Below are 23,515 nucleotides of genomic sequence, written 5' to 3' on the forward strand. Positions count from 1 at the left end.
AGCGCAACGATGCGGCCCTGTGGTCTGCGAGCTTGGCGCGCATTCCGTTCTGAGGTGTACGTCCCCGTGCGCTTCTTGCCAACGGGATGTCATCGTTGCCTACTGCAATGATATGCTAAACACCTTCTCAAACCCCTGCACGTGATCAAAGTCAATATCGACGGCTAGTAACTGTTCAGCAACTGAGTCCAATGCAAAGCCCGAACCATCAGGGAAGTACAGCGCACTTCGCCCCAAATACCTAGTGCCGTCGCTCGACATTCCGCATCTATTGCAAAAAACTGAAACCACTTGGTTTTCAAGCGCGCGTGCACGATGGATAGCCGGTAAGAAGTCGACTGAAACGGTCGACGGTGAAAGGATCAGCCTCGCACCGGAGCTAACCGCCTCACGTGAGGCAATCGGATTCGCTATATCGAGACATATCCTTACCGTTGCGGCTACGCCGTTAAGTTTCAGAAGTTCGTTAGTTTCGCCTGATAGAAGGTGCCGAGACTCATCACCGAAGAGCATTTGCTTGGCGAGAGCAGTGCGCTGGAGATGTCCATTGTCGAGCACGACTACCTCGTTGGATGCTGCCTCCGTGTCACCCAGTGGCAGACTTCCTACAAAGACTAGCTCGTTGTCTAAACTCAGCTTACAAAGCGGTGAGAGCTCTTCTTGCACAACATCGAAGGCAAGCGGCATTGGGTCCGTGCGATACTCACCGAGGAAATATTCCGGAAGAACAACGATAGCGCTTTTAAGGGACTCCGCAAGATTGCAGATCAGCTCAACGTTTTCACGCATCGTACGACTTTGAGGTGCATACTGCAAAACGCCGATTCGACTCACGGACCGAGCCGCCACCCGACCCAAATCACGAGGCCACGATTCCATGCGTGGATCAGTTGATTGTGACACGATGCTACTATCGTCCAGTTCGAACAACGGCCACTCGTGCTGAGCGTCGGACAACGGCCGCTGCACTCGACTGCGAACAGGCGGCACTTCTCGGGCAACGCCATCGTGATAAGCGCCCTGGGATACCTCTACACCGTCGAAATATAGCTGCTCGTTACTCATGCTGGACTCGCATTGTTGCACCCGACGGGCGTACTCTGCCACTCACTCCCACTACGAATTTTCTCACATAGGGGAGAATTGTCCAAGAGCAACACAGGAATAGGAGAGACACGGCGGCATGATCGTTGCCCGCGCTGCCCGTGCTTGCTCGTCATACGGGTTCTCCAGGCTACGCCGAGTAGGCGATCACAGGTAGTCACAGGGTCGCGTCCCTCCCTCCGCTTGCTGAGCAGGTGTCCAGGCATCGCGCCTAACGACCTAGACGACCCGCCGTTATTCTCGAGTTGCCGACTAGTAGCTCTGTCAACGAATGAGGCTGCCGGTCGACCAGCCATCTTGGGCGCAGAACCATGGCCCCCGTGCGCGAGAGTACTACGAGCTTGTAAGTCGCGCTCGCCATGACGCGCGGCAGTATCGTCGCTGCTCAAACCTACCGTGCATCTCACGCCTAAACCCGAATTGCCACCCGTCACAGTCCGCTGCCAAGAGCTCCGAAGGTCACCAAGCTTCCGAGATCCTGACCGGCCGTGAGGCTACCCGCTCCGCCTCCCGATCGCGCCCGCACCCAGAACTCGGTCGCCCTCGTTCTCCATCTGCGCACCCGCGCGATGCAACATCACCGCGACAGAAGCAAAAGATCTTTAACAGATCAGATATAGAAACCGTTTTTTCACCGATGAGTCTAGACTTCCTTGGACCTATCTCCTGTATCTTTGCCACGCGGCCGTCATGCGCGGCGGGCACCTGTTCCCAGCTTTAGCAGTCAAGTTGGCGGAAGGGGTTTAGTTTGATTCTCACTAGCCACAATACTTCTTGGCACGACGGGGGCGTCGCATTATGGACCGAAGATACCGGGTTGGTAGCTCTGGCCTCTGAACGTGTCGGTGATCGATTTAAGCACAGCTGGGACTCCTCACTTGCGTACGAATACCTCAAGGAGAGGTTTCCTCACCTACCATTCGGCTCTCAAGATGATCTCTTTGTCGACTCTTCCGCTGGCTTACAAGATCATTCACACCATTTGTACCACGCCGCAAGCGCGGCCTTTGCGTCAGGATTTGACGACGCAGCCGTACTGGTCATCGACGGACAGGGTCCCGCCGGGGACCATCTCTCATGCACGACACTCTGGACGTTCTCTAAAGCTCACGGCTTGCGGATGGTCGAAGACGTACATCCTGAATATGAATCGCCATTTGCCGGCCGATCAGCTGGCCATTTCTATACCGCCGTTGGCGCACTGGCTGGGATGCGGGACCTGTACTGCGAGGGCAAGACAATGGCGCTCGCAGCGTACGGTAATCCGTCCTCCTTCAGCCGTGAGTTTGCTAATTACGGAGCCGTTGGCCAGGACGGGCTTTACGACATTGACCCGTTATTTACGACTGCCATTTTGGCTCACACGCTTGGACCACGTCTGTTCGGTTGGCCAAGCCCGACTGACCAGCAAGCGCAGCTTTGGGAGCGCATCAACGCACTCCGTGAATCATCGCATGAGCAATGGCCGACTCGCGACGACGCGAACATAGCCTTTGCGGGACAACGGCTGTTTGAATCCGTCCTCCTCGGGCTTGCCCGTCGTGTCCAGCAGGCAACACACCACAGCAGACTATGCCTCGCCGGCGGCGGCGCCCTAAACTGTGTCGCTAACGGAAAGCTGGTCGCCGCCGGCATATTTGAGGACGTATATGTTGTGCCGTGCTGCGCTGACGACGGTCAAGCACTCGGAAAACTGTATCTTGAGCTACACCGGCGACAGTTACCGGTCTCCGGCCTCGCAGACGCCTATGTCGGTCCCGAATACTCTGAGCCAGAAATACGTTCAGCGGTCAGCATGTTTCTTGACCAGCACGAGACGAAATTTCTTGTCCGCGAGCTGGACACGAACGCAACAGCCACGGAGGCAGCGAAGCTCATCGCAGATGGAAACGTCATCGGCCTTTTTCGTGGTCGTTCCGAACTTGGCCCTCGGGCACTCGGCCACCGAAGTATCCTTGCTAACCCGTGTCTTGCCAGCATGCGGGCACGACTGAACGCAATTAAAGGCAGAGAAGAATTTCGCCCGATCGCTCCGATGATTGACCTGCGGGAAGCGGTGAAGCTTTTCGATGTGTCGGGTCATCACTCACGCTTCATGACATTTACTCATACCGCCAAAGCAGGCACACGTGACCGGCTACCAAGCGCTGTACACGTTGACGGTTCCGCACGTCTCCAAACGGTCGCCAGCGACGGTGATCCTTTCCTCAGGATACTTCTGGAGCGCGTAGCAACTCACTACGGAACGAGAGCGGTCCTCAATACATCCTTCAACGGGAAAAATGAGCCCCTGGTTGAAACGCCGTCTGACGCACTCAACAGTTTCGAAACCTTGGGGCTTGACGCCCTGGTGTTGGAGTCTTGCATCATCACGAAGGCGGCTTAGTAGCCGATTCGAGATCAACAACACGACCTACTCAATGATGGTGACAAAAGCATGCCGAAGCTTGACAGGTAATGGCTTGTCTCGAGAGTCGACAACTTCCACCGCTGCTTACGGTGACGTCACAACCCGCCGGATAGCGTCCCGCTCGATTTCATTCACGGCATGCCGACTGTATGGCTTATCGCTGGCCGCCACGATCAACATGCTTTGCGAGCCATCGTTTCGAACGGCATGCGACCAATTCTTCGGAGGCACGACCGCCACAGCACCGGCGCCCTGAAATACCTGGCTCCGACTTTCGGTACCATCGCCTTCGTCCCAATGCAGCGACCACTCATCATGGTAGACAATAGCTATAATTTCGCCACGCTTTGCATGGTAGTGGTTGCCCCTAATCTCACCGGGACGTATCTCCGCAATGTGCAAGTCATGCACGCCACCGATGCGACCGAGGTGCTCGCTGAGCAGCGAGAAGCTAAAACCTCGATGGTCGGCGGACTCGTCGAGTGGAACTACTTCCATCTTTTCGTTGCTCAACATCGCCCCCGCAGGTCGATCGCCTACCGCTACCTTTGGGCAACGGCGCTCCATCGTACCGCTTCGATCGCTCGCCGGCTTGTTCTCTCACCGAACAATTTCGAATAGGCCATATCGCCGATCTTCGCCAGCTCGGAAACCGACCCGTCATCGTCGGTCCGATCACGCGCGGAACCCACCGCCCCAGTTCTCCGACCGGTATACGCGCACATGTACGTCAGTAAGGTCTTCTGTCTGATCGTCCAACGCGCTACGCCGGAGAGGTAGCCCGAGCGCACTAGGCTCGTTCCGAAGATACGAGCTCACGCTGCGGCGCTCCGCCGACCTTATAGACGCCGGGCGCAATCTCTACGGACGCCGTCCATAGCTGCTCGTACAGGTCGGCTGAAAAGCGAGTCGATGTCGGCTCCCACTCTGCCCCCATGAAAACAGCGTTTTCGACGTTGGCGCCTGTGAAGTCGGCAGCAATAAGATCAGCGCCGTACAGACTTGCACCACGGAGATCCGCTCCCCGAAGCACCGCTCCGCGCATCTTCGCAAGCACAAGTTTCGCGCCGACCAACCGAGCATCGGACAGGTTCGCTTGTTGCAGACGAGCTTCCGTCAGATTGGCCTGACCCAAGTCCGCGCGCTGTAGCGACGTCCCTTCCAGGTTCGCCAGTGACAGGTCGGCGCCACCCAACCTCGCGCCGTCCAAAGTCAATCCGGCGAGATCGGCCCTGTGAAGTTTGCCTGTCGCGAGATCAGCCGGGCTTGCAGCTCGAAAGTCGGAATCCGGCTTTGTAGGTTGCTGATCCGCCGCCGCTGGCTTTCGAGATCGTTCCCGGTCACGCAGCGACGAGATCAGTTGGCGAGCAGCCTTGCGCGTCGACCGTCTGGATACGCCGAGGAACCCAAACGGAGCTGGCGCGTCGATCGTCACCGCTGCACGAAGTAGATCCGCATCGGTCACGTGGCGCAACGTCGGCTCAAAGTCATCTGTGAATACCGCCATCTGGAACCACCACCCAGGAAGCCAGGATACCAAGTACGACTGCCGCAATCACAGAGCCTGCTTGGAAAATCAGGAACCATTGCATGAAGCGCAGCCGGTTCAGGTTGCTTCGTAGCGCCACGATCTTGGCAAAATACACCTGCCTCACGCGATCTTCTGCCTCGGACGGTGGCATCGAGACGTGACCGGCGGGAGGGTTTGCGATGGTCATCAACCCATCCACCGTCGGCCCCATAGACATCCAGGGAAGGATTGCCGCAATCCCAAGTGCCGCTACAGCGATAACCATCATCAGAGCCGCCAGAGCGACACCACTGGTCTTGAGGGCTGCCAGCTGCGACCCAAGAATGCCGGCGGAGACCGCCGACGCGCTAGTCAGGAGCCCGGCGCGAGCTGCGACGCCATCCGCCTGGCTACGCGCTTCCGTAAGTTGACGATCGAGTTCGGAGAAGAGTCGATCGGTTAGAGTACCTGCCACGCCAACTCCAGTATTGGTCGCAGTCGCTCAGCAGAACTGCTGCTATCACTGTCGTTGCCGACCCCGCGCTATTGTCCGGAGCAGCATTGCTCTGCGTCGCCTCGTTGCCCGACGCCCGAAGACGTACAGGTACGGCCATTGGCGTCCGGTGTACTCAGGCCGAATCCACCCGAGCCTTTCCGGCAGTCCACCTCCCCTGGGCAGATCATCTACTCCAACCTCTGAAAGCCCCAACGGTGTATCGACGCCGAGGACCTGCAGAAAAAGGTCCTCCATTACGTCGACCATCTGACGTTGTGGCCTCTTCCAGACTTTCATGATCGACGAACGTCTTTGCCGCTCCGTCGTCGCTACCTCGGCTCGCAGTATTTCGACGATAGCTGCGTCAACCGGACTATTATGCGCTTGACCGATGGCTTGACACATCTCAGCGAGCCAAGCCGTCACAAGCCTGTGACCTTCAGTCTGAACCCAAGCTATGACGCTGGTCTCCTCGCGGAGCGATCGTCGGTCTCGCAGCTCTTCCATCTGAACCAGCAGGTAAATAAGTTCACGCGTCAGCTCACCAAGCCGCGCTTGGCGCTCGGGACCGTGCTCATCGTTCGCATCAGCCTGATAGTAGAACGGTGCACGGAGCCGGCTCAAGAAACTCAAGAACTCGGTGTCGTCGGCAGATAGGAGAAACGGTGCGAGTGCACCCGACATCGCCATGGCGTCCGCATGGTTCTGTGCATCACGAAGAATGGTTCGCGCCACGGCCTCCTCTATGGACAGTGCCCCGTGCTTCATCTCCCGCAAATCTCTCAGCACAGTTTCTCTGGTCCCAATGGGAATTCGTCGAGCGGACGGATTCTCGAAAGCCTGGTGCAACATACCGACCCACTCGGGGTGATCAGCAAGGAGTTCTCGGGCCGCCTGATAACCTCGCTCTGGTGGCGCAAGGACGACCTTCCGCTCAAAATCCGGCACGCTGGCCAACTCTTCAGAGCGATGAATCGCCATAATGGCGCCATCGATGTAATCATCCCACTCTGCCCCCGGCCATCTGACTGCGAGGGTCTTGCGCGAAGACTCATTTTTGATCCAGGCTTCGCGCCCCAGCACTCTAATACAGCCTCTTTCGATCAGACTGACAAAATCCCGGGGGCGCACGCGACATGTCGGCCTTTTGACAAAATAGCTCGAAGGCGACCACAGGTTAAGCGGCAGGCTCACTGCTACCATGCGGTGCAAGTTCTCATAGCCATCAAAGTTCTTCTCTCCCGGCTGATCTGTCGCATACTCACTAATGTGGCAGAATGTGCTGAAGCCAGAGTCGGCCGTGGTCACGATTTATCATCTCCGCGCTTCTCAATTATTCGCTAAATTGGATCGTTGATGGCGCGTGACAGCGAACGCGTCGGGTAGGTCGAGCGGGATCAGCGAGAGGCGCGAGCGAGCTGGTGTCGTTGCCTCCAACACCCGTCAAAAAGTCACCGAATAAGAAAATATATACAGCTCAGTTACAAATTCGATAGACACAAGCCCTTTCCGGTCGTCTTCTTCTCTGACGGCGCAGCAGTAGACACCCAGCGAGCGAGATGGTCTAGGGCCAAATGGCCTAACGCGCAACGTTGGTATCCAGCTGTAACCCGAGTGAGACGGGTGCACATATGAGGATGTTGGGCAGTCTCGTGCTTGACGTCATGTTCTGGCTGGAGACCGTCGGCATCGCCGGGTTCACCGCTTTCTGGATGGTGTAGACCAACGAGCTGGGCGGGTTTGCTACCCGTGGAGCGGGGCCGGCCGGCGGCAATGGTGGCGCCGAGCTGCCACAGCCACCATCCGAGCCGGCGTCTGTCCAGGCAACGCCGTCGGCAAGGCATGCCGCAGGTGGACACGCTCACAGCTCGCCTGCCCGGCGCAGCGCGGCCGACCTCGCCCAGCAGCGTCCTGTCGGCGGCTGCCCCAGATCTTGCCCGGGGGCTTCGCGTGTCTCGAGGGAACGGTGCGCAAGGGCGACACACCCGCAGCGAGGACGGCGACGCTACTCGGAGTCTTTCTTCGCGTTCGACTTGCGAAGCTCTTCGAGAATTTGCGTCCGGATTATCCGATCCTCCTGCTGTTGCATTTCTTTACGTACCATATCCGAGTCGATTCCGACGGACTTCAATATCGAATTCAGCTCCGAATCGCTTATGCTCATCACTGTCTCCCAGAGTCGGATAGCACTTTACGACGGAGGACGATACGGTGGGCAGTCTGCGTTTCGGCCACTGTTCAGGCTCAGTTGCGACACGATGTTTACTTGCCTGCGGCTGTTACCTATCGCCGGGGTTGCGCCGTGCACACCGGGCGGACGGCACGACGGGCCCTTGAGTTCGCGCAAGCGTTCGCGTGCGGTCGGCCGCCGGCTCGGGATCCCGGCCGCCACGGTGCGCTCTTGGCTACGCCGCGCCCGCGACAACCCCGAGGCACTCTACAGGCTGGGCGTGCAGACCGTGGTCGCCCTCGACCCCGACCTGCTGCCGCCACCCCGAGCCACCTCGCTCAGCGACGCCCTGCAGGCGCTGGCCGCCGCCGCGGCAGCCACGATCGCGCGGTTCGCCCCAGAGATGTCCGCCCCCCAGCTGTGGCCGATGATCAACATGCTCACCCAGAGCCGACTGCTCGCGCCCGGGTGCTCGCCCTGAGCCCACCGTCGTCACCGGCTCGGCCCTGCCCAGGGTCACCCGTCTCGGTACACCACGCCGCCCAACTCTGGGCCGAGGATGCTCACGCTGCCGGATCGGCCGCCACCGTGGCCATCATCGCGTCACCGTGCACACCAACGCGTCACCGTGAAGATCAATGGACCGAACAGCGGACCGATTCGCCCGGCCGATATCGTCATCTCGAATGGCGCCGTCATCCTCATCTTGAACGGCGCGCAATCACCAGCGCGACACCCACCAGCGGCGCGCCATGGACGGTTGGCTGGCGAAGCGCGAACTGGCACATTCGGCACGCTTTGCTTTACGGATGCGTGACGAGCCCGCCCGGCGGCAGCGCTGGTCCGCCGTGCACTTCACGGGATGTGCTTCGTTCGACGACTTCGACGGAGATCACGCCTGTCTGCTGGCCGTTCGTTGCCCTACAGGCAGCATTGCCGTAGATAAGCCCGGTTGAGCCGGGGCGCACGACCACGAAAGTGTCAGCTGACGTCTGTCGCAGCACTTTATCCTCACCACCGGACCAACTAGGTCCGATCGTCCAGCACACTGGATCGCCCGACACTACGAGCTTCTGTCCAATCGGGGGATCGACTTCGTGGTCAATATCAGTCGGATACAGGTGTTGGACAGTGGGTCCGGAGCGGGCTCGGTAGGCTTGCAGGGCCACTACGCCAAGAAGCACGACCGCAAGCCCACCAATAGCGATCCAGAAAACTCTGATAGCGCGATGACGTTCCATCTTTGACGGCATTAGCTTCATACTACGGGCCAATATGCGCCGCTCATGTGATTCCGTCAAGCCCGTTAACGCTAGGAAGGGTCCTACTGCTCACCGCCTGCGGCTTGATCTCCCTTATTGGCATCTGCTGGCTGCTGGTTCACGAAGGCATTTCGGCTGACACACTCGGGACAAGCGGCGACATTCCGACTAGCCAGCTACTCATGCTCGGCGCGGCGGGTCTGCTGACAGTCGTCGGAATCGTGCAGCTCATAGCTCGGGTTCGGCTCCGCGAGGGCAAGACGCGTTAGCCGATAACCCACGGCTGGCCGGGTGGCTTGCGCACATAGACAACCGGGTGCTGCGTGCCCCAGGCGCACTCGCCGATCTTCTCCCACGGGAACGGCGGTGTGATATCGGTGTAGTAGTTCACCATGCTGCCGCGCTGTTCCCACATTGAGCTGTCATCAAGCCGCACCCAGCGCCGAAACAGCGGGTGGTCACCGGGACGCACCAGGTCAGTGCAGACCGCTGCACCAGGGTCGTCTTCCTGGTCCGGCCACCAGCACCGGGCGTCGAGCGGCGCTTCCAGCAGCGCGCCGCAGGAGCAGGCCGTCACCGCGCGGCCCTGGCGCGGCGTTGGTGGCGGTAGGTTCGCCAGCGCGCCAGGTAGTAGGCCACGAGATCGTGCCAGGCCAGCTCGCCGTACGGCGCTTGGCGCTGCCGGCGCGCGCGTTGGGTGGCATGGCGCACGGCGGCGCCGTTGACGATCTTCGTCCCCATGGATCCGACGCTAAGACGGCGACCGGTCGGGCCGGAACGATGTTGCCCCAAGTTGCTCGCATCCACCCCGATGGGGTAGCGGCGGGTCGTGCCGTGCCGTACCGATCCGGCGGACGGGTGGACGTCTGACCGGCGCGTTGACGAGTTGCTTGATCACTTGCAGGATGGGGCCGGTCCGGGCAACATTCGGGGCCAATCCAGACGCGGGAGACGCCATGCAGCTCAGGTTTCTTGGCAAAGAGAGCACGCCGACCAACTCGCCGACGCTCTACGCCAGTGACGAGGGTTCGTACGTGATTCAGGGCTGGATCGTGACCGACACAGCCGTCTTGACGCGGCTCACTGTGCCTGCCAACGAAACGCTCGTCGAGGTGCCGCCGGGACTGCTCGACTACCTGGCGCTGGACGGCATGGACCCCAGCACCAAGCACCCCGTGCCGCCGATTGTGCACGTCACCGAACGCGGCAACTTCATCATCCAAGGCCCACGGGTGACCGACCCGGCGACGCTCAAGCAGATGGACATTCCCGACCACGAGACCTGTATCCACCTGGCCCGCTCGACCGTAGCCGCGCTGGTGGGATGATCGCGCCTTGCAGCCAATTAGCGAAGCCGAACGCGACGCGTTCTTCGACACCTTCCAGCACGAGGCCATCCACCTCGAGATGCGCGACATCTACGCCACCGATATCGAGCGCAGCCGGTTCCAAACCTGGCTGCGCGGTGAGCCGCTCGACCCGGCGTCGGAGGCCGCCTGGTGGCAGCCGTGGCGCGACTTCATGGCCCGCAACCGGCAGCAAGGCAAAGTGCTCAAGCGGCTGCGGATCGTGTCCGAGCCGGTCACCGACTACATCCGCTTCGAGTGGCTCGATGCCGCCGAGCTGGTGCGCGCCGGCGAGGAGGTGCGCTGGCTGCCGCGCCGGCTGGCCTCGACGCTGCTGCTGCCGGGCAATGACTACTGGCTGTTCGACCGCGGCACGGTGGCCTTCACCCACTTCTCCGGTGACGGCCACGTCCTCGGCCACGAGCTGACGACCGACCCGGACATCGTGCGGATGTGCTCCAGCGCGTTCGACGCCGCGTGGAAAGCCGCCATCCCGCACGACGCCTTCCAACCAACGTAATTGACCACGCCAGTCCGCCAGGCACGCGAGGCCCTCGGGGCCACGCTCCGTGAGATCCGCAAGGACGCCGACCTCACGGGGCGTGCCCTGGCGGCCGCCTGCGGCTGGCACTTCACCAAGGTCAGCAAGATCGAGCACGGCACGACGATGCCGAGCGAGCCGGACATCCGGGCTTGGTGCCAGGCATGTGGCGCTGCCGACCAGGTGCTGGACCTCATAGCCACCGCCCGCGCCGTCGAAAGCATGTACATCGAGTGGCAGCGCCACATGCGGGCCGGCATGAAGCGCAGCCAGACCCAAGCCATACCGCTGTACGAGCGGACGCGCCAGTTCCGGGTCTACGAGAACACCGTGCTGCCCGGGCTGTTCCACACCGCCGAGTACGCCGCCGCCATCTTCCGCTTCTGGAACGAATTCCTGGAGTTACCGAACGACGTCGACGAATCGGTGGCCGCCCGCCTGGAGCGTCAGCACATCCTCTACACCGGCCACCGCCGATTCTCGTTCGTGCTGGAAGAGCAAACCCTCCGCACCCAAGTTGGCGGCCCCGACGTCATGGTTGGCCAGCTCGACCGGCTGCTGGCCGTCATGTCGCTGTCGCGGGTCAGCGTCGGCATCATCCCGGCCGGCGGCGTACGGCACTGCCTGGCGCAGGGCAGTTTCTGGATCTTCGACGACACGCGGGTCGAGGTCGAGAGCATCTCGGCGGGGCTCGACATCACCCGGCCACGCGAGGTCGCGGTGCACGCCAAGGCCTTTGCCCTGCTCCAAGAGTCCGCCGTGCATGGTGCGGCGGCGCGGCAGCTTATCCAGCGGGCGCTGGCCGAGCTGCAAGAAGATCGTGAATGAGGATTTGCAGCAATCATCCGGCACTCGCGGACGATCGGTACTAGATGGCCACCGCATCGAGCAGCACTCCGGCAGCATAGGTGGGAAGCGGCCAGCGATCAACAGAGTGTGCTCGATACTCATGAGACAATACGTACATGGAGGCTGCCCTCAAACGCGTACTAGATCAATACCGCACGTCACAGGACTTCAACGGTCTCCATTTTCGAGACGTCTCCACAGTAGCCAAAGAGGAGGTCGTAGCCCTCGTCGCGCAAGGGCTTGTTCAGGTCGTCTCTGAAGAAGACTACCCGAACCCGCACATTCGCCCGTGGCCATCACGCCGATCAGTAGCCCAACAGATCGAGTCGGTGCGACAAATCGACGAGGATTCTCTCGACGTCTGTCTCTACCCAACGCCGCTCGCGCTCTCCAGACACCGCACCCGCAAGACCTACCCCAACGAGCCCTACCGTGCTGCCATGGCCAAAGGTCGCGGCACGCTTGAACTCGCCTACTTCAGCTTCGAGGTTCTTGAGCAATACCGCAACGATCCGCGGTTCCAGTTCAAGTTTTCCGATTTCGGAGCCGAGGTGGTCATTGCCGACGAGCATTACCTCGATGCCGATGAGCCGGAACACGACAAGATCGTCATGAGCCATATCGGCTTTGCGTACGACCTCAGCGACTACAGCCGTGACGACCCGGAATCTCCGATCATCCGGCGCGTCTGCGCGTTCTATGGCGACTTGGCAAAACTGTCGGACATCCACCAACAGCGCTGGAAGACGTACGAAGTAGCCGAGACCGGCCTCAGCCCTCACCCCATGTGGTGGGCGCAGCAGATGGGCCATTGGCCCGACGGGCTAGGCCCGTTCGAACGCTTCTTCTTCGAATTGGAAGCGCTCAATGAGCTAAACGCAAGCATATGCGGCGAACCACTGTTCAGGTCGACCGACCGCCCCGACGACTTCGGCTGGATCTTGCGAGCCTCCCAACGCGAGTGGGATCAGTTCATACACCAGCTCGACAAACTGCTGTCAGAAAATCTGAACAGTAAGGCGCTGAACGCGCTCGGCGCACCCCGCGAGAACGTCGACGGGCAACCGCTGGGAAGCCTGAACCGGCTGGCCGAACTGCTCAAGCAACGCAAAGTCCCGACTGACGCCATGATGGCAGTCATGAAGCCGTTACGGTCGATCAGGCAAGCCCGCCAAGGGCCGGCACACGCTATTCGGGCCAACCTCAGTGACAAGACCTACATCCACAAGCAAGTTGCTTTGCTGGAAGATGTCACGTCGAGCTTGGACAGCCTTCGTCGCTTCTGGCACAGCCACCCCGGAGCCCAGAACTGGCAGGAGCCCGACTACATTCGAGACGGCCAGATGTACCGCATGTAGCGAGGCTCCTTGACCTGCAATTTTTACGCGTGATCGGCGCGCATCCGGCTAGAGCCAGAGGCAACGCCGACATGCCGAACCCGAGAAGTTAACGAAGCAGCTCAAGCCCCACGCCATTTGGGGAGCCGCCGCCATCTGCAAGCGTCATCATTCCCAATCTGTATGGCGACGATCACGCGGAGATGGACGTTTCCCGACTTTCGGCTTTAGCTGGTCCGGGGCGATGACACGTTGCTTCCAGTAAATAAGCATCAGTCCGACAATGACAGCCGCAAAACCAACCCAGTAATAATAAGGGATGTTATGCTCAGGCATGAATAGTAGCAGAAGTGCGGCCACCAATGTCAGGGCGAAGTGGAGAAGCCTTCCGACAGTCGTCAGCGAACCCCAAAGACCTCGAGACTCTGGCGGCAGGGTGCGTTCGATAAGGAAGGTCACCAAAACGATAGCAAGGAGTGTGAGCGAAGAAGTGAAGTTCAACATATGGAATATTTAATACGTCCTGCTACATTGTACCGCACACCGCGCTCTTCACAAATTATTCCCGAAACGCAAACTGCATCGATTGCACAGTTCTGCTGCTTCAGCTTACAGCCACCCGGGCGCACGAAGAACTTACAGAGAGTCGTAGGACTATTTCGTTACTATACCATGTAAGCATCCAACGCTAAAGGTGATCCAGCCCAACGGACCGGCTCCGACCTCTGGCAACCCAATTATACAGCCGATGAACACATCTGGCGGGAGAGGCGGACTTGGCTTGCTCGGCGGAGAGGGTCGCACACACATGAATTGCAACTGGGGCGGTAGCGTACATTTCACCGGCTGCACCGGACCCACAATTGACGGGGGCAGCACGGGCTGCTGCGGCACCGATCCAGTACCCGGCGGGAGGTTTGGACTAGGCCCTGGCAGCGGACTGGGACTTGACGTTACCGGTGTGCCTAGGCCGGGGGCAGGCTGCAAGCAGTCCGGCGGGCAGAAATATGTGCGCGGAGACCACCCGCTCGAGCCGCACTGTACAGCGGAGAGATCGGCAGGACAACGCCGAAAGTCGGAGTAGGCCGGAACCTTGTCAGAGCTCTGATAGCACACGTAATCGGGCCGTGGCGGTGGGACATCCCCGATGGTTGCGTACGCCGTCCCGGCTCCGATCCAGACGCATTTTGCTGGCAAGCCATCATTCCCTGGAGGTATCGGGCTACAACTATCACCGCCACATACCTCAGCCGCCTTCACCTGGTCGGGCGCTTGTGGCGCCAGCGATGCCGACATGGGCGGCACAGATGGGGGTGAAGGTGTCGGTCCCACAGTACCTGACAGCGGCGCGCTCGCGGTTTGCGACGGGCTGCTCGGTACCTTTCCTGCAGTCAAACTCGGTGGTCCTATAGGTTTTGGACGCGTCGGAGGTGCGGTTGGCTTGGCGGTCAGTTTGACAGGCGGTGGCGCTGCCGTCGGCGTCGGCTCCGCTGTTTCTGTGGAGCGGGAGCCATTTGAACCAACACTTGCGGTATCAACACCATGGGCTGTCGCCTGGATACGAACATCAATGTTCGAAATCATTCCAGCGGAAGCGGCTTGCGCTTCCGCCAAACCCAGCGCCATAGCAGTTAGGGTTGCCGCTAGGACCGTACTCAGTTTCATGGAATTCTCCGAAGCACTGGGCAGGCAATCGACCGAGATTTTGAGCGAGCTTAGCTCTTAAAGCTTTCACACAATCTCACTAGGCGAGTACGAGCCATCACCTCAGAGAACGAACACTAGAATCAGCACCATGGACTAGCACAGAGCCCTTTGATGTAGCTCAAGTATCTCCGCGGCAATAACCACGTCTATCCATCAGCTAGCAAAGCATGTTCCCGGTTCAGCCGCAATCTTGAACAGTTCGGCCCGCCAGCCCGCTCGTGTTTGCCTCCGGCGAGCCAGCAGGTCGAACTACCGTCATGTATGCGAGCCACACGGACGACCCGTTGCTAGCCCCGTGCCAACAGCTCCTGGCTGACGGCCGATACAAACTCCTCTGCTTCGGCCCGCGTCCACGGCCAGCTCACCGACGGCCGTACGACACCATCGGCCGCCGTCACCGCCACGCGCGGCGAGCCCCAAACCAGCAGGACGCTGAGCGCGAGCGGCAGTATCGCGAGGATAGCGGCACCACTTCCCGCTGCCAGGCCGCCGAGGAGCCAGATCACACTGGTGATCAGCAGCAGGCTGCCAACGACGGCATGCCGGGACGTTTCCAATCGGGCGGCAACGACGTGCCGCATAATCAGGTCTTCCCGACGGACGCCAGCGAACAGACTCTTTTTCATGTTGTAGTGCACGGCCAGATTCGTGACTCTGCCAAAGCGATTCACAGCCGTTGTTGTCTCACGGACTGGTGAGCCGCTATCGGTTACTTCTCCCCCGGGCGGAGGAGAGGGGCTGGTGGTCATTTGATCGCCCTTCTATGTGATGCGGTATCAAACTTCCCCGGCCCGCCTGTTTCGACGGGCTAACGCCTCTTGCGAGCAAGAGACGGACAAGAACACTAAATGCGGACGAACCACTCGGCGTGAGCCGACGGCCGGAACATTCGAGTCGCTGAGCCTCTAGCTCAGACAACACATTCCTGCTACGAGCCAGCAGCGCCGCTCGATAAGATCACCGAATTAGGAAGACCGACACAACCCAGTTGCTACAAACACGCGCCCTCTCCTGTCAGCTCGTCTCTGACGGCGCAGCAGTAGACACCCAGCGAGCGAGATGGTCTAGGGCCAAATGGCCTAACGCGGGGCGTTTGGTATCCAGCTGTGACCCGAGTGAGACGGGTACACGCCTGAGCTTGATGGACAGTCTTGTGCTCGAGGAACACGGCGCCGCTGAGCGCTGCGCCGGCGGCAAGCACCTTGACCAAAGTGTGACGTAACGCACTCTGACCACCGGCCGACGACCATAGAGCGCAAACCGCGAACCACGAGGAACACCGGCACCAGCGGAGGATCGTGATAATCGCCGATCTCACACCTGATCGGGAAGAACGCGTCCGGCAAACCTACTACAGCCTGCGGCTGGCCATAGTCGTGCTGGCGATCATGCTCTACGTCGCCATCGGCGTCGGCCTATCATCTACCGGGGTGGCGGCATCCGACAGCTGGAGAACGAGCTGCTCGACGTCGCCGGCTTCCTGGCCGCCGTCGTGGCCTTCGTGCCTACCGGCGTGCCCCAGCGCGACGGAGATGGCTAGCTAGCCGCCGCACATAGGTCAGCGCACCTCCGATGAGGCCCTCTGTTGCGCTTCATTACTGGCATGCAGGCCGACTCTATACGGACGGACAGCTCAACCGACAGCGCTCCGATATGCCAGCGCCACGGACTGATCGATTCTACGGCCTATTTCGCCATCGCGAACGATAACATCGATCAACTCCATCGTCCGGATAAGCTGCAACATCTCGTTGTAAGCTGCATTGAAGGCTCGTCTGAAGTACCCTACATCAGCCACCTTCTCAGGCCGCCAGTTTGGAAAATCTTCATAGAACAGTCCGCTAAGCACAACGAGCGGCTCCGCATATAAGATCCACGGACGAGTTGCGACTATTCCCGGAAACGAATCAGGAGCATGTCGAGCTATCCGTTCGCGAATTACAGCATCAGTGTGATAGGCCGATGAGAGTGCGATTGAAACCTGTCTGGAAAACTGAGCGATAAGAGCCTCGGTCGACGGGCTCGAATCTCGGCTTACGGCCCGCTGGAATGCATTTAAGTCGAGTCGCTCCAAAGCGCGTAGGCGACGACTTCTGCCACCCTCGAAATCATATTGTTGAACGCTCCGTGCCGCTACGGTGAACAGCGCGTACTCGTGCTCAGAAGGGACTCGCGTATCCATCGACGTACGCACTGCCTGGGCGGCCGCTCGCAACTCTTCGGCCATTTTTCGAGCACCGGCCGACAGTGCTTTGGTGCCAAGTTCCGGTGGCGCAACGCCATTTGGACGACTCCAGCCAGAAATGGCTAGATCGAGACCTTCGGCCAAAGCGTAGAAATTGGCCATTCGACTCGACTCCCACCGGTTCGCCTCAATCCGTTCAAGCAGTATCACAAGGATAAACGCCGTTGCGAACGTCGACGTGACACTGGAGAGCGCTTCGGCCCACTTCCACTGCCCACTGGCCGCGTAATTTAACAACATCTGCACGACACCGGCTACTGCAGCCACGGACAGCACAGACGCGAGTCGCAGTGCTTGTCTGCCCATTAGGGCTCCTCAAAATGCGACTAAAGATGAGAGGTTGCAGCACGGCACACGGCCCATCCAAATTACCCTGAACTATGCTGCCTGAGCTGCTGGACGAATCACCATACTCCAATGGCATGGCAAAAGCCAGGAATAACGTGGGCGATGCACTTCGACTGTGCTCATCGACGCAAGCCGGCAGCCAACGGGGCAAACCGTATATCTCGGACGAGGACAAATCTTGGTAAGTGGGTAAACCTACCCCCGCCGCATCCCCTCATACGCCTCGCGCAAGCCCGCCGCTTCCGGCAACTGCCGCGCCTCGACCGCCTCAACGACTTCCGCCGCCCGCCAATGGTTGGACGGCACCACCCGGCCCGACGAAATTGCCCGTAGCGTCGCGTCACAAGCCTCGTCCAGCCGGTCAGTCACCAGCAGCGCCAGCGCCAAATCAATGTTGGCGCTGGCCGCCCGCCGTGGCCACTTGGCGACATCGTCATGCGGGGCCAACCGGCTAATAATCTCCCGGCTAAAGCCTTCCGCCGCCGGGTCACCCAACCACGCCAAGGTGGTAGCGACATACGCCACCGACTTGTCCGGGTCATAGCGGTAGTGGTGCTCCGGCCGGTCAGGCTTCGGCAGTGGCGACACCAGTTTGTTGACCCGCTCAATCGCGGCGTAGGTCTCTTTCGGCTGCCCGAGCCGCGCCCAGGCCCGGCCTTCCTGGGCCGTCGCTTGGATCGCCGCCGAACTGCCGGCCGGCGCGATCGCCTGCGCCGCCCGCGACAATTCCAGCGCCCGGCGGTAACCGCCTTCCGTCAGCACCCGCCAAGCCTCGGTTTCGTAACACCAGGCCCGGATTTCGTCGTGGCCGGCATGGCGCGCCAGGCTGGCCGCCGTCTTGAGCCGGGCGGCCGCCGCCGGGTACTGCTTCAGGTCAATGTGCGCCGTCGCCCCGAGCAGTGACAACCATGCCCCGACGACCAGCAGACGCTGGTGCTCGTGCAGCGTCTTGCGGGCATCGAGCAGCCGGGAGACGTAGCCGAGGTGCTGCCGGATGCGCTCGAGCAAGACGGCCGGCGGTGTGGTCGGGTAGGCCACGGCCAGCTCGTCCACCATGGCTTCCAGCCGGGTCAGGGTCTCGTCACCAACGTCGCTCGCACCGACCCGGCGGGCGAGCTCCAAGGCTTCCAGCTCGTCGCCGTCGCCGAGGTCCGGCACCGCCAGCCAGAGCGATGACGATGCTTGTCCGTTGGGTTGTTGGAGCTGCGCCGCCGTGGCACGGGCAACTTCCAGTTCGCGCTGACGCTCCTGCTGGTCGTAGGTGGCCTTGGTGGCTTCAAGTTCGCGATAGGCGGTGAGCAGCGCCCCATCTGCCCGGCAGGCCTGGTCGGCCGTCTGCCAGAAGCGCTCATCTGCCCGGCTTCTGCCCTTCTCGATGTGGTTGACGGTGGTGCGGTCAAAGCCGGTGGCGTCGGCCAGTTGGCCTTGCGTCAGGTCGGCGGCGCGGCGGAAGGCGGCCAGATGGTGGCCGAGTTCGCGGCGCATGCCGGCGATGGCGGCCGGTTCCCGTGCCATGCCTCCAAGCGTAGCCGCTGGTGGCGGGAGGTGTGGCAACCGCACGCACAGCGTGACGCACACCCACCCGCACGCCTTTTGATGATCTTCCGGCGTCCGCTACCGGCTCGCCATGCCCGCTCACCCCCGGCGGCATGGCGCTTGGGTGCGTCATCCCCGGTAGCGGATGCCTTCCAAGTCGTACCGATACGGGAGATCAGGGGACATCCGCCGTGGCAGAGATCGTGAAGCAACAAGTCGTGTACGGCGTGCATGCCGTCCGGGCGCGGGAAATCTGCGCCACGCAGTTCGTGACCGGTCGGCTCGCCAAGGCCGAGAAATATGCCAAAGAGATGAGCACCGACCCCGGCGTACTCGCGGCCGCCGTGACCCGCTACGTCATGGAGACGGAGGGGCAGCACCGGGCGGAAGCGCTGTACGTGGACGGCAAGCGGCAGGAAGTGCCGTACATCTCGGATAGCCGGCGGATTCTGGCCAATGGGCACGGCGCGGCTTCGGCCTGGGGTTTGCAGTGAGCTCCGAGGCGCTGAGCGTGTTCACGCTGTCTGGGTCGGGCGTGCTGATTCACTATTTGGATGGCGTCGGGCTGTCCGGGCTGCTGGCACGGTTGCCGACTGAGCTGGTCACCGTTGAGCGTGAGCACCGGGACGACGGTGGGGTGTGTTCTCGTTGCCCGGATGGGCGGGAGTGGCCGTGTGTGCATGTGCAAGCGGCTTGGGATGCGCGGGTGGTGCTGGGGTGGCCGTTGCCGGGGGAGGCGCGGGATTGGGCTGGTTAGGGTTAGAGGTTCTGCGAGTGGTGGCGGGCACCACGGTCGGCCGTGTGCCCCGTGGGCTTTGTCTTGATGCCTGCCCCAGCAGTGAATTCACTATATGGTGTCGAGGGGATGAGGGTTCTATATCAGTAGAAAGCTCGTCCAACCGGGCTTTCTTGGAGGGGTTGCAGTTGTTCCTCGATCAGGTAGCGCCGGGGCTAGCCCTCGGTCGTCGTTGACTTGCTCGGTGAGTTCGTCCAGCTGGTCGTAGCTAGCCTGGTCGCTCAGGGTTTGGTGACAGGTAAGGGTTGTTGAGCTCCGTAGCTTGAATTTATTGATCTTGCTCAGTCTTTCCTTCAGTCTCCATCGGGAGTATAAACCGTCGTATAAATGCCTGGACGGCATAGCGCTGCGCCTCTAGGCGGCCACGCTCATAGATATCATCTATCTGAGCTGCGTTAGGCGGTCGCTCTGACTGTTCAGTAGAGCTTTCGACTAATTCGTCATCGGGGGAGATTTCTTGCATGCATCTTTGTTATATCACTAATCGTTAAGCTGATCAAGCAACTCGCTAATAGATGCAGCCGGACCACCGGAGCCCTGCTTGAATGCTCCACCCTGCTTACCCCAGGCGATAATTTGTCGCTTGAGTTCATTCTTACTCATGCCGCGCGCTTCGGCAATATAATCGAGTATAAACTCGTAGAGCTCGCGCTCCTTGGCTTCCCGAATTTTTTCATCGTTGACCCAACGGTAAATGGTGTTTTCGTGCACGCCGAGCTCTTGGGATGCCTGTCGCCGAGTAATTTTTTTAGCCTTGATTCCCTGTATGGCAAGGAGATGAGAGCTTAGATTAGTGATTTGACCGAGCGTGTTTAAAGTATTGAGAATTGCCGAGTACTGCTGTTTAGCGGTTAGCAAATGGCCAGCGTGGCGGACTTTGCGCATATGAGCTGTAGCAATGTCGCCAAAAACAGCAAGGTATTCCGCAACTTCTTCAGCGCTCACAGTCGGCAGATTTTGAATTGCCCGTATGAGTTCATAAGTTATGGCGAAGTTGTCGGCATGACCGCGTTGGAGCCGGCCGCCTTGTTCGCTGGTGATAACAGCGTGACGCACATCGTCGGGGATCGGCTGGTCGTCAGGTGTCGTGGAGTTGTCCATGGTCTTTGACTCCCAACCGGGCGACGTGGTAGAACACTACCTACAACGGTAGTAGGTTCTAGTCGGGCGTGGCGGTGCACTTGGCTAGAGTACCGGGTGGATAGATCAAGTAGCGGGTGGGTAGAGGTGGCGGCACGCCAAGGAGACATGTAGCCCAGTCCCGATCAACATCAACAAACCCGCTGGTTGGCCCCTGAGGCCACCAGCACGCGCAGGAGCTGACGGCTCCCGAAGGGTGGCAAGGATGTTTGACACGGTGCGGGTCTCTCCTGACACGTTCCAGTCCGTCATGTTCATGAGCAGCCAGCCGCGCAAGGAGTTCACGCGCGACCGCAACGTCCGGGACGAGGACAAGCCGCAGAAGTGCACGAAGGACGGCGTGCCACTGTGGTCGGTACAGGTTGCGGTCGTCACCTGGCGCGGCAAGTCGGAGCTGTTGATGGTGACGGTGCCGCTGAGCGACGACCCGGCGACCACCTTCACGACCGGGGACCCGGTGACGCTGCCGGGGCTGGTGTTCGGCGTGACCGCCAAGCGTGAGGGCGGCTTCGTCACGTGGTGTTCGGCCGACGATGTTCGGCTGGCCGCTAGCGCCAGGGCCTAGACCGCCATGAGCGCCGTATTCGGCCTGGTTGGTGGTGTCCTCGTCCCCTATGCCTTGGCCTTCGTGGCCGGCACCTACTGCGCCGTCTGCATCTATCGCAGACACATTGAGCAGCTGACTGCTCTCAAGGTGAGATGGGCCAACGGGAGCGCAACCTAAAGGCCAAAGCTCAGCGCCTGGCGATCAAGGCCGAGAAGCTGCGCGAGCGTGAACTCCGGCAGACCGGCCCCGCCGTGGTTGAAGGCGACCTGCCCGACGACCGCGCGAGCTAGTCGGCGGTGCTGGGTCGGCGCGGTGGTGCACACCGTGCCCGCACCGACCCAGCGCGCCTCACTTGGCACTTCCAAACTCATTCGATCAAGAAGGAACCTGCGCATGTTCAACCTCGCACCCCGTTTCGCCGCAACGGCGAGCACCCAAGACCTCATCGCCCGGCGGGTTCCGGGGCACTACCGCGCCCCGGCCCGCATCGAGCGCGCCGTCCGCGACAGCGTCGCCGTCGAGCACGGCCGTAGCCTCGTCGAAGGCGCCCGCGTTCGCGCGCTGGAGTACGTCTCCACCGAGGCGCTGCAGGCGGTCGGCGGCCTGACCGAACTCGAGGCGCACTACATCCGGCGCTGTCCGCTCGGAGAAGCGCGTTACCGCGCGATCGTCGACACCGCCGCCATGGCCCTGGCGCAGATCGTGGCCGAGACCGGACGGAGCTGATCCGCCATGACCGAGACCGTCGTGACGCTCGCCAGTGTGCTGCTGGTGGAGACGATCGGACTAGCGCTGGTGCTGCTCGGCTGGCTGCTGGCGCGGGAACAACTGCGCACCGAACGTGAGCGGCTGCGCTGCCAGCGCTCGGCCCTCGACGCCGAGTGGCGGGCACTGGCTGGCGCGCACCAGGTCCGGGCCACCGTCCGGCAGGCCGGCCAGGCGATGCACCAGCAGGCCGGATACGGCCGCTAGTCGTAACCCGACCGCCACGCCATTTCGACCGACCAATTCGTGAAAATATCGCCATTCCACGCAGGGGTGAGCTATGCCCAAAACCAGCCCAAACCGACAACTGCCGAACGCTGAACTCCAGGCCGGCAGCGAACGCTACTGTCACCGCTTCGGCCGGCCCTTCGATAGCCGGTTGGATTACCAGCGGATTGTCAGCTGTCGCCACACCAGCCGGCGGATTGCCGCCGCCTATGAAGCCGCGCCGGTGCTGGACCGCACTGCCGTGCCGGCTTACCGCCGCTTCCGGGAGGAAACCTGGTGGCAGTTGGATTTCCTGACGCGACCACGAGCCCGGGGTGGCCTCGGATTCACAGTGGTCATCAGCCCGCTTGACCCGTACCGCAACGTTCGGGAACTGCTCGCCGAATTGGCCGACCGGCGATTGCGCATCTGGGCCTCGGCCGGCTGCGGCAATCCGCATCCGTGGTTGTCCGAGCACGACAATGATGCCTTTAGGGCGGTGCACGACGGATTCGGCCACGGCGCCACCGGCCGGGGCTTCGATCCTGACGGCGAAGAGGCCGCCTGGTGGAAGCACGCGGCGCTGTACTCGCCACTGGCCCGGCGGGCGCTGCTGACTGAGACACGCGGCCAGACCTGTGCGCTGTTCGAGGGGCCACAAGTGGGCTTCGCGCCGCAGAAGGCGGTGCTGCTTGACCCGCGCTTCGCGGATCGCCGGACGCTGCACCTCGATGCCGGCTGTGATGGTCGCTGTGTCAAGTGGGCGGCGTGAAGCTGACCTGGCTCGGCCGAGCCGCCGGCTACGCCGTGCTGGTCGTCATGGTGGCCGCAGCCGCCCGGCTGGTCTGGGAATTGCTACGGCCACTGCTGCCGACCGTGGCCGGCGTGTTGTTCGCGCTGGCGGCCCTGTATTGGCTGTTCAGCTGGCGGCGTATGTAGCTGCCGCGATTTGCGAAATGGCGACATGGACGGCGACTAAAACAGATGTCAAAGCCGACCGTTCGGTGTTGTCAAAAATAAAAAAATGCTTGCAAATCGCAAGCACAGTACGCATAGTCTTAAACCGGAGCTCGGGGATACCAAAACACAAGCAGTGCGATCTGGCAAGACTTTTACTGCTCGTGCGTTGACGGTATCACCCGAAGCTCGCGGTCTAATTAACCGCTCCCCCGGTGTGCGTGGGAACTGGCTGTTATTAA

The 23,515-nt window shown here is 60.9% G+C and carries 25 protein-coding genes; 13 read left to right on the forward strand and 12 right to left on the reverse strand.

Annotation, left to right across the window (positions count from 1 at the left end; translation table 11 throughout):
- Window positions 1-99 precede the first annotated feature (99 nt).
- Window positions 100-1,065: a carbon-nitrogen hydrolase family protein gene (locus ABEB12_RS18570; protein ID WP_345702921.1), complete on the reverse strand. Its 966-nt coding sequence runs from the start codon at window positions 1,063-1,065 to the stop codon at window positions 100-102.
- A gap of 787 nt (window positions 1,066-1,852) precedes the next feature.
- Between ABEB12_RS18570 and ABEB12_RS18575 the strand changes: the two genes are divergently transcribed.
- The gene (locus ABEB12_RS18575) at window positions 1,853-3,490 is read left to right on the forward strand and encodes a carbamoyltransferase C-terminal domain-containing protein (RefSeq protein WP_185059166.1); all 1,638 of its coding nucleotides are present in this window, start codon (window positions 1,853-1,855) and stop codon (window positions 3,488-3,490) included.
- A gap of 108 nt (window positions 3,491-3,598) precedes the next feature.
- On the opposite strand, the gene ABEB12_RS42320 is transcribed toward ABEB12_RS18575, so the two are convergent.
- The 4 genes from ABEB12_RS42320 to ABEB12_RS18595 form a co-directional block, all read right to left on the reverse strand.
- On the reverse strand, window positions 3,599-4,081 hold the full coding sequence (locus ABEB12_RS42320; RefSeq protein WP_459115363.1) for a polysaccharide biosynthesis C-terminal domain-containing protein: 483 nt from the start codon (window positions 4,079-4,081) through the stop codon (window positions 3,599-3,601).
- Window positions 4,082-4,304: 223 nt separating this feature from the next.
- Window positions 4,305-5,021 carry a pentapeptide repeat-containing protein gene (locus ABEB12_RS18585; RefSeq protein ID WP_185059164.1) on the reverse strand — a complete coding sequence of 239 codons (717 nt, stop codon included), beginning with the start codon at window positions 5,019-5,021 and terminating at the stop codon, window positions 4,305-4,307.
- On the reverse strand, window positions 5,002-5,499 hold the full coding sequence (locus tag ABEB12_RS18590) for a hypothetical protein (protein WP_185059163.1): 498 nt from the start codon (window positions 5,497-5,499) through the stop codon (window positions 5,002-5,004). The genes ABEB12_RS18585 and ABEB12_RS18590 overlap by 20 nt, the downstream gene beginning before the upstream one ends.
- Window positions 5,500-5,544: 45 nt before the next feature.
- Complete coding sequence (locus ABEB12_RS18595; protein ID WP_185059162.1) at window positions 5,545-6,828, reverse strand: hypothetical protein; 1,284 nt, start codon at window positions 6,826-6,828, stop codon at window positions 5,545-5,547.
- Window positions 6,829-7,853: 1,025 nt separating this feature from the next.
- Here ABEB12_RS18595 and ABEB12_RS18600 point away from each other — a divergent pair.
- Entirely contained in the window at window positions 7,854-8,171 is a 318-nt protein-coding gene (locus ABEB12_RS18600; protein ID WP_185059161.1) for a hypothetical protein, read from the forward strand.
- Between the two features lie 1,046 nt (window positions 8,172-9,217).
- Here ABEB12_RS18600 and ABEB12_RS18605 read toward each other — a convergent pair.
- The gene (locus tag ABEB12_RS18605) at window positions 9,218-9,529 is read right to left on the reverse strand and encodes a hypothetical protein (protein WP_185059160.1); all 312 of its coding nucleotides are present in this window, start codon (window positions 9,527-9,529) and stop codon (window positions 9,218-9,220) included.
- On the reverse strand, window positions 9,526-9,693 hold the full coding sequence (locus ABEB12_RS18610) for a hypothetical protein (protein WP_185059159.1): 168 nt from the start codon (window positions 9,691-9,693) through the stop codon (window positions 9,526-9,528). The genes ABEB12_RS18605 and ABEB12_RS18610 overlap by 4 nt, the downstream gene beginning before the upstream one ends.
- A gap of 215 nt (window positions 9,694-9,908) precedes the next feature.
- Here ABEB12_RS18610 and ABEB12_RS18615 point away from each other — a divergent pair, with 215 nt between their 5' ends.
- The 4 genes from ABEB12_RS18615 (at window position 9,909) to ABEB12_RS18630 (ending at window position 13,046) form a co-directional block, all read left to right on the forward strand.
- Entirely contained in the window at window positions 9,909-10,280 is a 372-nt protein-coding gene (locus ABEB12_RS18615) for a hypothetical protein (RefSeq protein WP_185059158.1), read from the forward strand.
- 7 nt (window positions 10,281-10,287) lie between these two features.
- Complete coding sequence (locus ABEB12_RS18620) at window positions 10,288-10,818, forward strand: DUF6879 family protein (protein ID WP_221497556.1); 531 nt, start codon at window positions 10,288-10,290, stop codon at window positions 10,816-10,818.
- The gene (locus ABEB12_RS18625) at window positions 10,819-11,667 is read left to right on the forward strand and encodes a Scr1 family TA system antitoxin-like transcriptional regulator (protein ID WP_185059157.1); all 849 of its coding nucleotides are present in this window, start codon (window positions 10,819-10,821) and stop codon (window positions 11,665-11,667) included. It abuts the gene before it with no gap.
- 137 nt (window positions 11,668-11,804) lie between these two features.
- A complete protein-coding gene (locus ABEB12_RS18630) occupies window positions 11,805-13,046 on the forward strand; it encodes a hypothetical protein (protein WP_185059156.1) in 1,242 nt (413 codons plus the stop codon).
- A gap of 147 nt (window positions 13,047-13,193) precedes the next feature.
- On the opposite strand, the gene ABEB12_RS18635 is transcribed toward ABEB12_RS18630, so the two are convergent.
- From ABEB12_RS18635 to ABEB12_RS18650, 4 genes are all read right to left on the reverse strand, one after another.
- Window positions 13,194-13,529, reverse strand: a complete 336-nt coding sequence (locus tag ABEB12_RS18635) for a hypothetical protein (RefSeq protein WP_185059155.1) — start codon at window positions 13,527-13,529, stop codon at window positions 13,194-13,196.
- 1,490 nt (window positions 13,530-15,019) lie between these two features.
- Window positions 15,020-15,370, reverse strand: a complete 351-nt coding sequence (locus ABEB12_RS18640) for a hypothetical protein (protein ID WP_185059154.1) — start codon at window positions 15,368-15,370, stop codon at window positions 15,020-15,022.
- A gap of 995 nt (window positions 15,371-16,365) precedes the next feature.
- The gene (locus ABEB12_RS18645) at window positions 16,366-17,283 is read right to left on the reverse strand and encodes a hypothetical protein (protein WP_185059153.1); all 918 of its coding nucleotides are present in this window, start codon (window positions 17,281-17,283) and stop codon (window positions 16,366-16,368) included.
- Window positions 17,284-17,520: 237 nt separating this feature from the next.
- Window positions 17,521-18,840, reverse strand: coding sequence for a helix-turn-helix domain-containing protein (locus ABEB12_RS18650; protein ID WP_185059152.1), 1,320 nt, complete (start codon window positions 18,838-18,840; stop codon window positions 17,521-17,523).
- A gap of 212 nt (window positions 18,841-19,052) precedes the next feature.
- Here ABEB12_RS18650 and ABEB12_RS18655 point away from each other — a divergent pair, with 212 nt between their 5' ends.
- Window positions 19,053-19,355: a hypothetical protein gene (locus ABEB12_RS18655; protein ID WP_185059151.1), complete on the forward strand. Its 303-nt coding sequence runs from the start codon at window positions 19,053-19,055 to the stop codon at window positions 19,353-19,355.
- 782 nt (window positions 19,356-20,137) lie between these two features.
- On the opposite strand, the gene ABEB12_RS18660 is transcribed toward ABEB12_RS18655, so the two are convergent.
- Window positions 20,138-20,758: a helix-turn-helix domain-containing protein gene (locus ABEB12_RS18660; RefSeq protein WP_185059150.1), complete on the reverse strand. Its 621-nt coding sequence runs from the start codon at window positions 20,756-20,758 to the stop codon at window positions 20,138-20,140.
- A gap of 244 nt (window positions 20,759-21,002) precedes the next feature.
- On the opposite strand from ABEB12_RS18660, the gene ABEB12_RS18665 reads away from it, so the two are divergent.
- The 6 genes from ABEB12_RS18665 to ABEB12_RS18690 all read left to right on the forward strand — a co-directional run bounded on the left by ABEB12_RS18665 (window position 21,003) and on the right by ABEB12_RS18690 (window position 23,255).
- On the forward strand, window positions 21,003-21,362 hold the full coding sequence (locus tag ABEB12_RS18665; protein WP_185059149.1) for a hypothetical protein: 360 nt from the start codon (window positions 21,003-21,005) through the stop codon (window positions 21,360-21,362).
- Between the two features lie 134 nt (window positions 21,363-21,496).
- Complete coding sequence (locus tag ABEB12_RS18670) at window positions 21,497-21,634, forward strand: hypothetical protein (RefSeq protein ID WP_185059148.1); 138 nt, start codon at window positions 21,497-21,499, stop codon at window positions 21,632-21,634.
- Between the two features lie 103 nt (window positions 21,635-21,737).
- Window positions 21,738-22,070 carry a hypothetical protein gene (locus tag ABEB12_RS18675; RefSeq protein WP_185059147.1) on the forward strand — a complete coding sequence of 111 codons (333 nt, stop codon included), beginning with the start codon at window positions 21,738-21,740 and terminating at the stop codon, window positions 22,068-22,070.
- A gap of 6 nt (window positions 22,071-22,076) precedes the next feature.
- On the forward strand, window positions 22,077-22,316 hold the full coding sequence (locus tag ABEB12_RS18680) for a hypothetical protein (RefSeq protein ID WP_185059146.1): 240 nt from the start codon (window positions 22,077-22,079) through the stop codon (window positions 22,314-22,316).
- Between the two features lie 73 nt (window positions 22,317-22,389).
- A complete protein-coding gene (locus tag ABEB12_RS18685) occupies window positions 22,390-23,088 on the forward strand; it encodes a hypothetical protein (RefSeq protein ID WP_221497555.1) in 699 nt (232 codons plus the stop codon).
- The gene (locus ABEB12_RS18690; RefSeq protein WP_185059145.1) at window positions 23,085-23,255 is read left to right on the forward strand and encodes a hypothetical protein; all 171 of its coding nucleotides are present in this window, start codon (window positions 23,085-23,087) and stop codon (window positions 23,253-23,255) included. Before ABEB12_RS18685 ends, ABEB12_RS18690 begins: the two co-directional genes overlap by 4 nt.
- Window positions 23,256-23,515 lie beyond the last annotated feature (260 nt).

This window comes from Actinospineispora eucalypti (assembly GCF_039543365.1).
Lineage (GTDB): Bacteria > Actinomycetota > Actinomycetes > Mycobacteriales > Pseudonocardiaceae > Pseudonocardia > Pseudonocardia eucalypti.

What these genes read in the sequence shown, in the direction of transcription:
- ABEB12_RS18570 (WP_345702921.1), bottom strand. Translation starts at nt 1,065, where the DNA reads ATGAGTAACGAGCAGCTATATTTCGACGGTGTAGAGGTATCCCAGGGC.
- ABEB12_RS42320 (WP_459115363.1), bottom strand. Translation starts at nt 4,081, where the DNA reads ATGGAGCGCCGTTGCCCAAAGGTAGCGGTAGGCGATCGACCTGCGGGG.
- ABEB12_RS18585 (WP_185059164.1), bottom strand. Translation starts at nt 5,021, where the DNA reads ATGGCGGTATTCACAGATGACTTTGAGCCGACGTTGCGCCACGTGACC.
- ABEB12_RS18610 (WP_185059159.1), bottom strand. Translation starts at nt 9,693, where the DNA reads ATGGGGACGAAGATCGTCAACGGCGCCGCCGTGCGCCATGCCACCCAA.
- ABEB12_RS18615 (WP_185059158.1), top strand. Translation starts at nt 9,909, where the DNA reads ATGCAGCTCAGGTTTCTTGGCAAAGAGAGCACGCCGACCAACTCGCCG.
- ABEB12_RS18630 (WP_185059156.1), top strand. Translation starts at nt 11,805, where the DNA reads ATGGAGGCTGCCCTCAAACGCGTACTAGATCAATACCGCACGTCACAG.
- ABEB12_RS18635 (WP_185059155.1), bottom strand. Translation starts at nt 13,529, where the DNA reads ATGTTGAACTTCACTTCTTCGCTCACACTCCTTGCTATCGTTTTGGTG.
- ABEB12_RS18645 (WP_185059153.1), bottom strand. Translation starts at nt 17,283, where the DNA reads ATGGGCAGACAAGCACTGCGACTCGCGTCTGTGCTGTCCGTGGCTGCA.
- ABEB12_RS18650 (WP_185059152.1), bottom strand. Translation starts at nt 18,840, where the DNA reads ATGGCACGGGAACCGGCCGCCATCGCCGGCATGCGCCGCGAACTCGGC.
- ABEB12_RS18660 (WP_185059150.1), bottom strand. Translation starts at nt 20,758, where the DNA reads ATGGACAACTCCACGACACCTGACGACCAGCCGATCCCCGACGATGTG.
- ABEB12_RS18665 (WP_185059149.1), top strand. Translation starts at nt 21,003, where the DNA reads ATGTTTGACACGGTGCGGGTCTCTCCTGACACGTTCCAGTCCGTCATG.
- ABEB12_RS18670 (WP_185059148.1), top strand. Translation starts at nt 21,497, where the DNA reads ATGGGCCAACGGGAGCGCAACCTAAAGGCCAAAGCTCAGCGCCTGGCG.
- ABEB12_RS18675 (WP_185059147.1), top strand. Translation starts at nt 21,738, where the DNA reads ATGTTCAACCTCGCACCCCGTTTCGCCGCAACGGCGAGCACCCAAGAC.
- ABEB12_RS18680 (WP_185059146.1), top strand. Translation starts at nt 22,077, where the DNA reads ATGACCGAGACCGTCGTGACGCTCGCCAGTGTGCTGCTGGTGGAGACG.
- ABEB12_RS18685 (WP_221497555.1), top strand. Translation starts at nt 22,390, where the DNA reads ATGCCCAAAACCAGCCCAAACCGACAACTGCCGAACGCTGAACTCCAG.